A 13,002-nucleotide genomic window follows, 5' to 3' on the forward strand; every position below is an offset into this window, starting at 1 on the left:
CCCATGGATCTCGCGGACGGCCTTCTCGACCACCCGTACGACGTGTACCGGCGCCTGCGCGACAGCGCCCCCGTGCACCGCATCGTCGGCCCCGACGGCACCCCCGCCTGGCTCGTCACCCGGTACGACGACGTCCGGGCGGCGCTGGCCGACCCGCGGCTCTCGCTGGACAAGTCGCATGCCACGGCCGGGACTTACAAGGGCTTCTCGCTGCCGCCCGCGCTCGACGCGAACCTCCTCAACATGGACCCGCCCGACCACACCCGCATCCGCCGCCTGGTCGGCCGCGCCTTCACCCCGCGCCGGACCGAGCAGCTCCGTAAGCCCATCCGGCGCACCGCCGACCAACTCCTCGACGCACTCGGCACGGAGGGCGACACCGACCTCATCGCCTCCTACGCGGCGCCCCTCCCCATCACCGTCATCTGCGACCTCCTCGGCGTACCGGACCGGCACCGGCGGGACTTTCGGGTGTGGACCGACACCCTCGTCGCACCCGCCCCCGGGACACCGCCCGAGGCGGGCAGGCACGCGGTCGTCGCGATGCTCGGCTTCTTCACCCGACTCCTCGCCGACAAAAGGGAGGAGCCCGCCGACGACCTGCTCTCCGACCTGATCGCCGTACGCGACGAGGGCGACCGGCTCAGCGAGGACGAGCTGATGTCGCTGGCCTTCCTCATCCTCTTCGCCGGGTACGAGAACACCGTCCAGCTCATCGGCAACGCGGTGCTCGCCCTCCTCCAACACCCGGAGCAGTTGGCCGCCCTGCGCAAGGACCCCGCTCAACTCCCGGCCGCCGTAGAGGAGTTCCTGCGGTACGAAGGGCCCGCGCTGCTCGCCATCCGGCGGTTCCCCGTCGAGGACGTCACGATCGGCGGGGTCACCGTCCCCGCCGGTGAGACGGTGTGGGTGTCCGCGTCCGCCGCGAACCGTGACCCGGACCGCTTTCCCGACCCCGACCGGCTCGACCTCTCCCGCGACACCTCCGGGCATCTCGCGCTCGGCCACGGCATCCACTACTGCCTGGGCGCGCCGCTGGCCCGCGCCGAGACGGAGATCGCGCTGGCCGCGCTGCTGGAGCGGTTTCCCCGGCTGGAGTTGGGGGAGGGCGAGGTGCGGTGGCGGCCGTCGCTGCGCGCGCGGGGGCTGCTCGCGCTCCCGGTGTCGTACGCCAAGAACTCGGCTTGAAGTTCTTTTCGCGGCAGCGATGAGTTCGGGTTCCCGCTCCGGTCCACCTCTCAACGGACCGTTGTCACAGGAGGGCCCCCATGTCGCTTCCGGAGATCGTCTCGCGCGAGCAGTGGCGCGCACAGCGCGAGGAACTGCTGGTCAAGGAGAAGGCGGCAACGCGCGCGTGGGACGCGCTCAATGCCGAGCGGCGCGGGCTGCCCATGGTGGAGATCGACAAGGAGTACCTCTTCGAGGGCGGCGACGGGAAGGCCACGCTGCTCGACCTCTTCGAGGGGCGCGGCCAACTCGTCGTCTACCACTTCATGTTCGCGCCCGAGTGGGAGGCGGGCTGCCGCAGTTGCTCGGCGTTCCTCGACCAGATCGGGCACCTGGCCCATCTGAAGGCACGCGGTACGACGTTCGCCGCCGTGTCGAGGGCGCCGTATACGAAGATCCTGCCGTTCAAGGCGCGGATGGGGTGGACGCTGCCCTGGTACTCGTCGTTCGGCGGGGACTTCAACTGGGACTTCGACGTGACGCTCGTCGGGGACGGGGACCCCATGGAGCGGCCCGGGGTGAGCTGCTTCCTGCGCGAGCGCGACCGGGTGTTCCACACCTATTCGACCTATGAGCGCGGGCTCGACGGGCTCGGTTCGACCACCACCTTCCTCGATCTGACCGCGCTGGGGCGCCAGGAGGAGTGGGAGAAGCCCGAGGGGCGTGCGTCGGCGCTCGGGGCGCCCGCCGGCAGCGCACGCGTGCTTTATCACGACGAGTACGAGGACTGATACGGAACGTACGGGAAAAATGTGCGGCCGGGTGTCGACTATGTCTCAGTACCGTCACTTCGCGAGCCGTTCACCGTACTGTCGGCGTTTAACTCTACGAGGCTTCACGAAGCTCTCCGAGTTCAGCACGACAGGGAGGTACAGGGTGAACGGGCGAACGGTGCTTGAGCGTTTCCCCGCCGGCGGGCCGCGTGGTTCGTGGCCGGCGGAGGAGTTCGCGCAGGCGCGCCGTCTTGAGGGCCTGCAGGCTGAGGTCGTCATGGACATCGCGACCGACGCGTTCCTGGTGATCGTGCGCAGCGGCGACATCGTGGACGTCGCCGCCTGAGGGGTCAGCCCGCCTTCGGGGCGGGCACCTTCATCGTGAACTGGTCCGCCTGGAGCGCGTAGAGCTCCGCGTACACCCCACCACTCGCGAGCAGTTCGTCGGGCGTCCCGGACTCCACCAGCCGCCCCTGGTCCAGGACATGCACCAGATCCGCGTGGCGTACGGACGCCAGCCGGTGCGTGATCAGCACGACCGTCTGCCCGGTGCCGGCCAGCGCGCGGATCTTCTCGAAGACCTCCAGTTCGGCCCGGGCGTCGAGGGCCGCCGTGGGTTCGTCCACGATCAGGATGCGGCCCCGCCGGTAGGCGGCCCGCGCGATCCCGAGCCGCTGCCACTGACCGCCCGACAACTCGTGTCCGCCGCTGAAGTTGCGGGCCAGCAGGGTGTCCAGACCGCGCGGCAGATCCGCGACCACGTCCTGTGCGCCGGCCTCGGCGACCGCGCTCGCCAGCCGCTCCTCGGTGATCGGCGCCGCCGACCGCCCGACGGCCACATTGACGCGGGCGGTGAACGGCCAGCGCTTGAAGTTCTGCGCCACCATCGCGATCCGGTCGGCCAGTTGCTGCCGGTCGACGGTCACGGCGTCGACGCCGTCCCACAGGATGCGGCCCCGGTCGGGGCGGTACAGCCCGGCCAGCAGCTTGACCAGGGTCGTCTTGCCGGAGCCGTTCTCGCCGACCAGCGCGATGATCCGGCCGAGCGGGAGGGCGAGGGAGACATCGTCGAGCGCGGGGTGGGTGGCCTCGCCCGGGTAGCTGAACGTGACGTTCTCGAAGCGGATCTCGCGGGGTTCCTCGGGCAGCGCCGCCCCGCCGACCGGGATCGCGCGCTCGGCCGCCTCCGTGTACAGCTTCTGCAGATCGCCCACGAACAGGGCCTCCTCGTGCAGTTGGTTCACCGCCAGGACGAGCGTGTCGAGGCTGGCGGAGCCGGTACGGATCGCGATCACCGCCGTACCCGCCACCGAGAGCGCCATCGCGCCGGACAGCAGCAGCCCGCCCAGCGTCGCGTACGTCGCCGCCGTCGCGAGGCCCGTCCAGCTCGCCGCGATCAGCCCCGTGCGGGCCGTGAGCCGGGCCAGCCGGGCCTGTTCCGCCTCCGCGCTCTCCGACATCTCGTGGAAGTGGTGCAACAGGAACGGCCCGACGCCGTGCACCCGGATCTCCGGGGCCGCCTCCGGCTCGGTGAGCAGCGAGCCGATCAGGCGGCCGGCGCGGACGTGCTGCACCCAGGTGTGGAACGACTCGTAGTGGCGGCGCGCGTTCGTCAGCGCGCCCCACGCGCTCGGCACCGTCATCGTCGCCAGCAGCGGGAGCAGCGCCGGGTGCAGCACGGTGAGCACGCCCGCCGCGGCGATCAGCGAGATCAGCGCGTTCATGACGTTGGTCGCGTACGAGATCATGCGGCGGGCCGACATGGCGCCGTACTGCGCGGTGTCCAGCAGTTTGTGGAACGCGTGGTCCTCGATCGCGGACAGCTCCACGGCCGCCGCCCGCTCCAGATACAGCTCGGTGGCGACCCGCTCGACCTTCGGCTCCAGCCGACCGGTCGCGTACGTCGACGCGGCCCGCAGCAGCGCGCCCACCACCAGCACCGCGGCCATCGTGACCAGCGCGGGTGCGGCACCGCGCAGCCGGTCGGCGATGGCGCCGCCGCTGATCAGCCGCCCCAGCACGCTGTTGACCGCGAGCAGACCCACCGCCTGGGTCGCGCCCCGGCACGCCTCTGAGGCCAGCACGACCCGCGCGGCCCGCGGATCGGCCTGCCAGGCCAGCCGGAAACTCGACCGCAGCATCGCCGGCAACCGCGTCACCATGGCCCGAAAACTCAGCTCCAGGAACGCGTCGTTGTGCTGACTCCACCCGGTGTCGTACCGCAAGGGCCCACCGAAGAGCAGCCGCTCCGACGCGGACGGCTCCCCCGACCCCGAGTCACCCTTGCTCCCCAACGCCAACCTCCCCCGATCGTGGACGAACGGCCACTATCGCGGGGTGGGAGGTTTCGGGGCAGGGCGCGGAAGCAAGGGCCGGGGACGCGCGGGCGTGCGCCCCGAAAGAAGCGCGGGGCTGTTTCGGTGTGCGGCTCCGCAGCGCGGGCGCTCAGCGCCTGAAAGGGGAGCGGGGCTGTTTCCGATATGGGGCTCCGCCCCCCGCGCGCTCAGCGCCCGAAAGGGACGCGGGCTGTTTCGATATGCGCCTCCGCCGCGCAGGCGCTCAGCGCCCCGAAGGGACTCTAGGTTGTTTCGATATGCGGTTCCCCCCCCCACGCGGGCGCTCAGCGCCCCGAAAGGGGAGCGGGGCTGATTCGATGTGTGGCTCCCCCCCCGCGGGCGCTCAGCGCCCGAAAGGGGCGCGAGGAACTGCGCGACCAGCCCCCACCGGCCCGCAGACAAGCCCACCCACCCCGGAGACCTACAAGACCAGCCCCCACCGGCCCGCAGACAAGCCCACCCACCCCGCAGAACTGCAAGATCACCCCCACCGGCCCGCAGGCAAATCCACCCACCCGGGAGACCTACAAGACCAGCCCCCACCGACCCCGCAGACAAATCCACTCACCGGACCCGCACAACAAAAGCCGCTCAACCCGCGGAGCGCTACGCGCTGATGGGCCGCGACCACGAAGGCGTAGCCCCCGTAACCCGGCACACCGCCAGATACAGCGGAATCGGCGGGGTGTACGGAAGCTTCCCCTCGGGCTTATGGATGAGCCCGGGCGCGCGAGGCGAGTCCGGGACCAGCGCGCCCGTGGTGTACCGCGCCGGCGCGGGCCAGTCCAGGGCGTAGTCCGAGTCGGACGGGACGATCCACCACCAGTGCGTCTCGTCGGCGTAGACACAGCCGACGCGCGGCAGGCGGGGCAGCACCAGCGGTCCGAAACGCGCGGGCACCGCCACGGCGTCGCAGCCGAGCGGCACCGTCATGTCCTCGGGGACGGCCAGTCGCCGGGGCGTACCCGGCCCGTGCAGCGCACGCCCCAGCCGGACCAGCGTGTCGAGACTGAGCACCTGGCCGGGACCGAACCCGCCGCTCACACCCATTCGACCCCCGTACCGAAGTCCCCGAATCCACTGGATTCCCCGAGCCCGCCGGATTCCCCGAACCCGCCCGACTCTCTGAGCCCACCGGATTCCCCGATGTCCACGGAGTCCGGGAGGTCGCCGGCGTCCTGGTGGCCCCGGCCCCTGAAGAGACCGGTGGCCTCCTGACCGGGGCCCCCGAAGCGGCCCGCAACCTCCCGGCTCCGCGGTCCGGAGCCGGCCCCGTTTCCGAGGCCACCCCCGGTTTCGTGCTCCCGGCCCCCGAAGCCGCCGAGGTCCAGACCTCCGAAGTCGCCGGCACCCCCATGCCCGCTGCCGGAGGCACCCCCATGCCCCCGCCCCGGAAATACGCCCAGATCCTCGAAGGCCCCGAAGTGTGCCGTCGCCTCGTCCCCGTCGCCCGAACCGCCCGACGTACCCGGCTTGGGTCGTGCGCCCCACCCCAGGTCGTTGCGCGGTACGGAACTGTCGTGGCCGGGGGCCGGGTGGTGGCCTTGCGCCGGGTCCGCCTGCCGTGGCAGGTCGGCCCAGACCAGCAGGCCAGGACCGTGTTCCTGAGCGCCCCAGGCCCGGCACAGCCCGTCGATGAGAAGCAGTCCCCTCCCGTGCTCCTCATCGGGCCGCTGCGGGGACGGATGAGGTTCACCGGGGGCGCAGCCCTCGTCACGGACGGCTATCCGCACCAGGTCGTCGCCATCGTGCAGCTCGCAGACTATGTGGCTGCTCGCGGTGTGCACGATCGCGTTGGTGACCAGCTCGGAGACGATCAGAACCGCCGTGTCGCAGGTGTCCTCGCAGACGGACCAGCCGGACAGCCGGGCCCGCGTCAGGCGTCTTGCCTGGGCGGGGGAACCCGGATGGGCGGCCAGCTCGAACCGGAACCGGCGCTCGGCAGCGGCCCCACCAGGGACGGCTCCCGCGGCGGCACCGAGACCGAGGCGGCCTGCGGCGGCGTCTGCTCCTAAGGGCGGGGACGGAATCACGCTTGCCACTATCGCCCCGCCGTGAACACTTGGCAAGTGTCACTATGAAAAATGCAGAGTGCCGTATGACGCTCTGCACGGTCGTGGCACACTGCTCGCAACAGAAAGTCGCGCGGCGCCAGTTGGGATCTCCGGAGGTCTGTCCCGATCTTCGAATGAGTCTTCGAATGGCGCCGTAGGGCTGTCAGGATTCGGTTCGCCGGGTCCTGAGAACGCTTCTGCCGAACTGTACGGACGCACGCGCTGTCAGTACTCAATCACTCAGCTGTACTCGGCACTCGGCTGTACTCGGTACGTCAGTACTCGGCTGTGCTCAGCCGCCGGGACTCATTACTCAATCGTGGAGGTGGAGCGTGAGCGAGCCGCGGTCCGCACCGACGGTCGGCCAGGTCGTCCTCGGCCGGCGCCTGCTGGACCTGCGGGAACGCGCGGGGCTCAAGCGCGAGGAGGCCGCCCGCGTCCTGCGCGTCGCGCCCGCCACGGTCCGCCGGATGGAGATGGCGGAGGTCTCTCTCAAGATCCCGTACCTCCAGCTCCTCCTGAAGTCCTACGGCGTCTCCGACGAGGAGGCCGAGGCCTTCGTCCAGCTCGCGGAGGAGGCCAACCGGCCCGGCTGGTGGCAGCGCTTCCACGACATCCTGCCCGGCTGGTTCTCGATGCACGTCAGCCTGGAGGGCGCGGCCGCGCTCATCCGGTCGTACGAACCGCACTTCGTGCCCGGGCTGATGCAGACCGAGGACTACGCGCGCGGCGTGCTGAAGTCGGGCGCCATCGGGCAGACCGACCCCGACGACATCGAGCGCCATGTGGCGCTGCGCATGCAGCGCCAGGATCTGCTGACCCGTCCCGACGCGCCCCGCATCTGGGTCGTCATGGACGAGACCGCCCTGCGCCGCCCGGTCGGCGGCCCGGAGGTGATGCGTGAGCAGATCGACAAGCTGCTCGACGCCACGAAGCTGCCCAACGTGACCCTGCAGGTCGCCCCGTTCTCCTCGGGGCCGCACCCGGGCACGTACGGGCCCTTCGTGCTGTTCCGATTTGCCATGTCAGAACTGCCGGACATGGTCTACAGCGAGTACCTGACCGGCGCGGTCTATCTGGACGCGCGCGAAGAGGTGGGGACCCACCTCGAGGTCATGGACCGCATGGCGGCGCAGGCCGCTACGGCACATCGCACGAAGGAGATCCTCAAGGATCTCCGCAAGGAGCTGTGAATGGATCGCATCAAGCCGCGTATGAGCGTCTACAACGGTATGCCCGCGCGGGACTTGGGAAGCGAAGGCTGGCACAAGCCGTGGAGCGGCGGCAACGGCGGCAACTGCCTGGAGGCGATGAAGCTCGCCGACGGCCGGATCGCCGTCCGTCAGTCCACCGACCCGGACGGGCCGGCTCTGATCTACACGACCGACGAGATGACGGCCTTCATCGAGGGGGCGAAGGCGGGCGAGGCGGATTTCCTGCTCTCCTGACCGGACCTCTGCCGAACCTGTGCTGAATGCTTTCTCCCTCCCGAACCTCCTCAACCTCCCCAACGTCCTCAATTACTTCCCGAACCTCCTTAATTTGGCACTGACTTGATCACCTTTTGCTGCACAACCTTATGGAGCACGTGATGACCGTGCGGCCCACCGACGCCACCGACGCCACCGACACCAGCAGGCCCCACCCCGCCCGCATGTACGACTGGTACCTCGGCGGCAAGGACAACTACCCCGTCGACCAGGAGATGGGCCGCCAGATGCTCGCCCTCGACCCGAGGGTGCCGGTCATGGCACGTGTCAACCGCGCGTTCATGCACCGGGCCACGCGCTGGCTCACCGAGCACGGCGTACGGCAGTTCCTGGACATCGGCAGCGGCATCCCGACCGAGCCGAACCTGCACCAGGTCGCGCAGGGCATCGCGCCCGACACGCGGGTCGTCTACTGCGACAACGACCCGGTCGTGCCGGCCCACGCGGCGGACCTGCTGTGCGGCACACCCGAGGGCGCGACCGCGTATCTGCGGGCCGACGTGCGGGAGCCGGACACGATCATCGAGGGCGCTCGGGAGGTTCTCGACCTCACCCGGCCGGTCGCCCTGTCCCTCGTCGCGCTGCTGCACTTCGTCCCCGACGAGGACGGCGCGCACGAGCTGGTCGACGGCCTGCTGGCCCAACTCCCCAGCGGCAGCTACCTGATGATGACCCACGCCACCGCCGACTTCACCCCGGAGAAGTCGACGGCGGCGGTCGAGAAGCTCACGGCGGCGGGCATCACCCTGGCCCTCCGCTCCCGCACCGGCTTCGCCCGCTTCTTCACCGGCCTCGACCTCGTCGAGCCGGGCGTGGCGATGGTCGACCGGTGGCATCCGGAGCTGGGCGATCCGGTGCCGGGGCAGGAGGGCGGGGTGATTCCGGGGTACGGGGCGGTGGGCCGCAAGCCCTGAGTTTCTCGGGCTGCGGGCTGCGGGCTGCGGGTTTCCGGGTGTCCGGTGTTGTGCGTGTCCGATGTGTGGGTGTCAGAACCACGACAGCATGCGTCGTGGCGCGTCCACCAGCCGGCTGACGGCGACCACCGGCAACGGCGGTTGCTCCGGCCGGCCCGGGCCGAGGCTCAGCGCGTAGTAGATCTGCTCGATCGACGGCGGTCCGACGGCGAGATTCCGCCGGACCGCCCACGCCGACGACTCCTTCCCGGTCCGTACGAGATACGCCGCCGCCATCGTCCCCGTACGGCCCACACCCGCACCGCAGTGCACGAACACCGGCCCGGCCGCCGCCGCGACGACCTCCAGAAACCGCCCCACCTGCGCGGGAGTCGGCGTCTGCCCGTCACGAATGGGCACTCGTACGACGTCCAGCCCGGCCCTGCGCGGTTCGGCGAGCTGCGCCGCGCTCAGGTCCTCGGCCCGCAGATCCACGACCGTGCTGAAGCCGAGGCGGGCCAACTCCCGGTAGCCGCCGGGGGAGGGAGCCGCACCTCGCCACAACTGCCCCTCGGTGCCGACGGGTTGGAAGTGGTGGATGCCCTGCACGGTACGGGTCCCCGGCGGTGGCGGGGTCTCCGCGCGCGCCCAGGACGACAACGCGAGGATGCCGAGCGCGCCGGTGGCCCACAGGGCGACATAGCCGAGGGCGACGGCGAGGAGCAGCCTCATCGCGCGCCTGGGCAATCGGCGTGCGGGCGGGGCGAGTTGGAGTGAGTGCGGGACGACAGCAGCCATGGGCGACCCGGGGTGCTAGGGGACAGGGGCGCCTTGGCATCGTACGTCTGGATTGTGTGGCGCGGCGGGGCGTGGCTCGCTCGCCGGCGTCCGCTGTGTTCTGTGTGCTCCACTCGGTCGTCGTCTCAGTCGTCGTCCGCGTCCGTGTCGCCCATGCCCATCACCGTGAGGTGGGCGCGGTCGAGGGTCGTGTCCTCCAGGCAGCCGCGCAGCCGCATCCGGTCGTGCTCGGCGAGCGCGGGCCGTACGACCCCGGCGAACATGCCGTCGCCGAGGCTGCCGAGCGTGGCGTGGTTCAGCGGTACGGAGGTGGAGTCCCGGCAGCGTTCCCAGACCTGTTGCGCGGCGAGCGCCTGCCGTTCGGCCGTCATGTCCGAGCCCCGCACGTCGACTTGGACGAGGACCGAGGTCGCCTCGGAGCCGCTCGCGCTCTGCTCCCGGGTCTGGGTGAGATCGGCGAGCCCCACGACGAGCGCGGTGAGCAGTGCGGCCCCGACGACACCGACGACGGCCACGCGGACGACACGGCCCTTGGGGCGCCGGCCCGGCGCGGGCCGGTCCTCCAACTCGCCCACCGCGCCCGGCCCCGGGGCGGCGAGGACGGCGAGTCGTCCCGCGAGCCGCCGTTCGGCCGGCCGTCCGGTCGCGGTGGCGATCCGCTGCACCACCCAGGCCAGCCCGGACAACAGCACCCCGGTGACCATGAGGACGGGCACGAAGACGTACGTACGGTCGCCGGTGTCCTCCAGCCAGCGGAAGCGGGCGCCTTCCCGCTCGACGGACGCCTGCCGCAGCCGGGCCAGCACGTCTTCCTGACGCACCGTCAACTCACGCTGCCCGGCGGCACTTTCCTTCACCCGCTCCTCGATCCGGGTGAGCCGGGCCAGCAGCACGATGCCGAGCAGCATCACCTCGACGACCAGCAGCAAAATCCCGCAGAGGATGGCGCGCTGCCACTGCCAGCGGTACAGGTAGACGGCGAGATACGTGCCCGCCCCGGCCGCGGCCAGGCTCCCGAAGACGTACGCGATCCGTCTCATCGAAGGTCCCCCGTCCGTACGTCGCCGGTGGTGCCGTCGACGGTGACGGGCGACCCGGGCGGGAAGCGCCGTACCGCGTCGGCCGTACCGACCACGGCGGGCAGGCCGAACTCCCTTGCCAGTACCGCGAGATGGGACAGCGGGCTGCCGGTCTGGGCGACCAGCGCGGTGAGTTCGGGCAGGAGCGGGGCCAGGGCGGGGTCGAGGGTGCGGACGACGAGAACGGCGTCGGCGGGGCGTGGCCCGGACCCGTCCCAGACCGTCCCGACGGCCCGCCCGCCGGACACACCCCGGCCTTCGCCCTCGCCGGCGCCCTCGCCGCGTTCGGCGACCACCGTGCCGTCCGCCAGCCGGAAGGCGTCCGGCAACGGCGCCGACTCGGCCTGCGGCACGCGCGCGTGGAGATCGCCGGGCAGAGGTTCCCCGTCGAGTACGGCGGCCAACTCCGGCCAGCGCAGCAGCCCTACGCGGTCCGGGGTCTGTCCCGACCGCCGTGCGGCCTCCCGTACGAGGCGGACCTGAAGCTCGTGCACCCAGCGGACGCGGAGGCGGAGGGCTTCTCGGGGTGGGAGGGAGGGGGTGCGGGGGAGGGGCAGCGTCGGTGTGAGTACGGAGTCCGGTGTTCTCGACTCGGGCTGGGGGAGCGGCCGTTGTTCCGGCCGGGCGTTTCCCGAAGCCGACATGCCCTGCTGGGATTCGCCCTGCTCAGGCAAGCGCCCGCGTCCCCGCAGGCTGGGTGCCGTGAGGGCCAGGACGGCCGGCGCGGCGGCGGCTGCCCGCTCGTCCGGTATGCCCAGGGCCCGGGTCTCCGCGAGGGCGGTCAGGGCCGCGCCCGCCGCCGTGCGGGACGTCCCCGGCTCGTGCAACAGGGCGCCCGCGAGGGCCTCTTGGGCGTGCAGGGAGACCAAGGCCGCGCGGGTCCAGCGGAGTTCGGCGGCCAGGTCGGGGCCGGGAAGTCCGCCGGGTGCCGGGACGTGGGCGAGCCGGCGGTCGACGTCCGCGACGAGGTCCGCGGCAAGTCCGGGCAGCGCGGCGGTGAGCCGGCCGACCCGCCAGGCCGCGCCGAGCCGCCGTGCTCCGGGTGCCGGGTTGAGGAGGGCCAGCCATCGGCGCCTGGGCGGGGCCGCCCCGAGCAGTCGTAGATCGGCCGCCGCTCGCCCGCCGACGGTCGTGACCACCGGTACCGTCCGCAGCAGGCGACGCGGTGCGCTGCCCGCGATGTCGAGCGCGGCGGCCAGCCCGCGGGCCATCGGCGCGACCCACAAGTCCTCCTCCAGCGGCTGGAGTTGCTCGGGGAGTGTCTCCGCGACCGGTCCTGGTCCGAGCAGCCGTGCCCCGCGCGACGGTCGCGCGGCCATGGCGGTGATCGGGCGGCTCTGGAACAACCACAGCCGCCCGCTTGCGCCGTTGCCGTCTGTCCGACGCCCGTCCCCGCTCTCGTCGAACCCGAACTCGATGTCCTGCGGCCCTCCGAACAGCTGCCGTGCCCGACGCGCGAGCCGCGCCAGCCGCCGTAGTTCCGAGGGGGTGAGCAGCGGCTCGGCGGTCGGGGGTTCGGTGCGCAGCAGCCGTCCCCGTCGGCTCAACCAGTAGTTGGTACCGGCCTGTTCACCGCTGACCAGACTGTCCGGGCCGCCGCGCACCGCGCTCACCAGCATCCGGTCGGCGCGCCCCTCGACGGGGTCGGCGCCGAACATCACCCCGCCGACCCGCGCCGTCAGCATCGGCTGCACCAGTACGGCCATCGGCGCGGTGGACCCGTCGGGCCGGTGCGCCGAATCGAGCACGGTCCGCACGGCCGCAGTGAAGTCGGACCAGCCGCGCACATCGAGCACGGAGGTGAACTGGCCCGCCAGGGACGACTGTTCGGTGTCCTCCTGCGGCGAGGAGGACCGTACGACGAGGGCCAGCGCACCGGAATCGGAGAGGTCCTGCCAGGCGCGGCGCAGGGCGGCGGGGTCGTCGCCGGCGCTCTCGGGGATCACGAACCCGGGCAGCACGGGCAGTCCGGCATGGGCCGCACGGGCGAGGTTCGCCGCCTTGGAACCGGCGAACCGGGGCTGCATGGCCGTGAGTTGACCGAGATCGAGGGGCACGGCGGCGTCCGGACGGTATGTCCCCGCCGTCTCCCGCGCGCCCTCACCATGACGTTCGTCGAGCGTCGTCATCAACACCCTCCAGGACCGACCGCCAACAGGGGGGACGCGCGGGGGTGGCCCTGCGCCTGACGACGGAACGAAGGATGGGGACGCGCCGCGCCGGACCTCACCCCGGGTCCGACGACAACTCGCCTCCTCCGTCGATGATCCCACCGCCGTTGGCCCACAAGTCGGCCGGAAGCCACTTTCCGGCCCGCCGACGAAGGATTTCGTGAGCCGGGAGGAGAACACACCCGACGACTCGTACCGGCGCAGTACGCCCGGCCTCCTCCGCAGGTGCGAGCACGGACGT

At 71.7% G+C, this 13,002-nt stretch carries 11 protein-coding genes and 1 pseudogene; 6 read left to right on the top strand and 6 right to left on the bottom strand.

Annotation, left to right across the window (positions count from 1 at the left end; genetic code table 11):
• Nucleotides 1–3: 3 nt before the first annotated feature.
• The 3 genes from ACIRRY_RS11290 to ACIRRY_RS11300 all read left to right on the top strand — a co-directional run bounded on the left by ACIRRY_RS11290 (nt 4) and on the right by ACIRRY_RS11300 (nt 2,286).
• Nucleotides 4–1,188 carry a cytochrome P450 gene (locus ACIRRY_RS11290; protein WP_403970715.1) on the top strand — a complete coding sequence of 395 codons (1,185 nt, stop codon included), beginning with the start codon at nt 4–6 and terminating at the stop codon, nt 1,186–1,188.
• Between the two features lie 80 nt (nt 1,189–1,268).
• Nucleotides 1,269–1,958, top strand: a complete 690-nt coding sequence (locus tag ACIRRY_RS11295) for a DUF899 domain-containing protein (protein ID WP_403970717.1) — start codon at nt 1,269–1,271, stop codon at nt 1,956–1,958.
• Nucleotides 1,959–2,103: 145 nt separating this feature from the next.
• Nucleotides 2,104–2,286, top strand: coding sequence for a hypothetical protein (locus ACIRRY_RS11300; RefSeq protein WP_403970720.1), 183 nt, complete (start codon nt 2,104–2,106; stop codon nt 2,284–2,286).
• 4 nt (nt 2,287–2,290) lie between these two features.
• Here ACIRRY_RS11300 and ACIRRY_RS11305 read toward each other — a convergent pair whose 3' ends face one another.
• The 3 genes and pseudogenes from ACIRRY_RS11305 to ACIRRY_RS11315 all read right to left on the bottom strand — a co-directional run.
• The gene (locus ACIRRY_RS11305) at nt 2,291–4,234 is read right to left on the bottom strand and encodes an ABC transporter ATP-binding protein (RefSeq protein ID WP_403970723.1); all 1,944 of its coding nucleotides are present in this window, start codon (nt 4,232–4,234) and stop codon (nt 2,291–2,293) included.
• A 648-nt stretch (nt 4,235–4,882) separates the two neighbouring features.
• Nucleotides 4,883–5,326 carry a hypothetical protein gene (locus tag ACIRRY_RS11310; RefSeq protein WP_403970727.1) on the bottom strand — a complete coding sequence of 148 codons (444 nt, stop codon included), beginning with the start codon at nt 5,324–5,326 and terminating at the stop codon, nt 4,883–4,885.
• A gap of 383 nt (nt 5,327–5,709) precedes the next feature.
• Nucleotides 5,710–6,318 (bottom strand): annotated as a pseudogene (locus ACIRRY_RS11315) (ATP-binding protein); the annotation flags it as partial.
• Nucleotides 6,319–6,662: 344 nt separating this feature from the next.
• Here ACIRRY_RS11315 and ACIRRY_RS11320 point away from each other — a divergent pair.
• From ACIRRY_RS11320 to ACIRRY_RS11330, 3 genes are all read left to right on the top strand, one after another.
• On the top strand, nt 6,663–7,523 hold the full coding sequence (locus ACIRRY_RS11320) for a helix-turn-helix domain-containing protein (RefSeq protein WP_403970730.1): 861 nt from the start codon (nt 6,663–6,665) through the stop codon (nt 7,521–7,523).
• Nucleotides 7,524–7,778, top strand: coding sequence for a DUF397 domain-containing protein (locus ACIRRY_RS11325; RefSeq protein WP_019060458.1), 255 nt, complete (start codon nt 7,524–7,526; stop codon nt 7,776–7,778).
• A gap of 143 nt (nt 7,779–7,921) precedes the next feature.
• Nucleotides 7,922–8,734: an SAM-dependent methyltransferase gene (locus ACIRRY_RS11330; RefSeq protein ID WP_403970732.1), complete on the top strand. Its 813-nt coding sequence runs from the start codon at nt 7,922–7,924 to the stop codon at nt 8,732–8,734.
• A 72-nt stretch (nt 8,735–8,806) separates the two neighbouring features.
• Here ACIRRY_RS11330 and ACIRRY_RS11335 read toward each other — a convergent pair whose 3' ends face one another.
• The 3 genes from ACIRRY_RS11335 to ACIRRY_RS11345 form a co-directional block, all read right to left on the bottom strand.
• Nucleotides 8,807–9,511 (bottom strand): dual specificity protein phosphatase family protein, encoded by a 705-nt coding sequence (locus ACIRRY_RS11335; protein ID WP_403970735.1) that lies wholly within the window; start codon nt 9,509–9,511, stop codon nt 8,807–8,809.
• Nucleotides 9,512–9,636: 125 nt separating this feature from the next.
• Nucleotides 9,637–10,551: a hypothetical protein gene (locus ACIRRY_RS11340; protein WP_403970738.1), complete on the bottom strand. Its 915-nt coding sequence runs from the start codon at nt 10,549–10,551 to the stop codon at nt 9,637–9,639.
• On the bottom strand, nt 10,548–12,719 hold the full coding sequence (locus ACIRRY_RS11345) for a PEP/pyruvate-binding domain-containing protein (RefSeq protein ID WP_403970741.1): 2,172 nt from the start codon (nt 12,717–12,719) through the stop codon (nt 10,548–10,550). The genes ACIRRY_RS11340 and ACIRRY_RS11345 overlap by 4 nt, the downstream gene beginning before the upstream one ends.
• Nucleotides 12,720–13,002: the final 283 nt, after the last annotated feature.

This window comes from Streptomyces sp. NPDC101776, assembly GCF_044766845.1.
In the GTDB taxonomy this organism is placed as follows: Bacteria; Actinomycetota; Actinomycetes; order Streptomycetales; family Streptomycetaceae; genus Streptomyces.

What these genes read in the sequence shown, in the direction of transcription:
- ACIRRY_RS11340 (WP_403970738.1), bottom strand. Translation starts at nt 10,551, where the DNA reads ATGAGACGGATCGCGTACGTCTTCGGGAGCCTGGCCGCGGCCGGGGCG.
- ACIRRY_RS11345 (WP_403970741.1), bottom strand. Translation starts at nt 12,719, where the DNA reads ATGACGACGCTCGACGAACGTCATGGTGAGGGCGCGCGGGAGACGGCG.
- ACIRRY_RS11310 (WP_403970727.1), bottom strand. Translation starts at nt 5,326, where the DNA reads ATGGGTGTGAGCGGCGGGTTCGGTCCCGGCCAGGTGCTCAGTCTCGAC.
- ACIRRY_RS11335 (WP_403970735.1), bottom strand. Translation starts at nt 9,511, where the DNA reads ATGGCTGCTGTCGTCCCGCACTCACTCCAACTCGCCCCGCCCGCACGC.
- ACIRRY_RS11295 (WP_403970717.1), top strand. Translation starts at nt 1,269, where the DNA reads ATGTCGCTTCCGGAGATCGTCTCGCGCGAGCAGTGGCGCGCACAGCGC.
- ACIRRY_RS11330 (WP_403970732.1), top strand. Translation starts at nt 7,922, where the DNA reads ATGACCGTGCGGCCCACCGACGCCACCGACGCCACCGACACCAGCAGG.
- ACIRRY_RS11290 (WP_403970715.1), top strand. Translation starts at nt 4, where the DNA reads ATGGATCTCGCGGACGGCCTTCTCGACCACCCGTACGACGTGTACCGG.
- ACIRRY_RS11325 (WP_019060458.1), top strand. Translation starts at nt 7,524, where the DNA reads ATGGATCGCATCAAGCCGCGTATGAGCGTCTACAACGGTATGCCCGCG.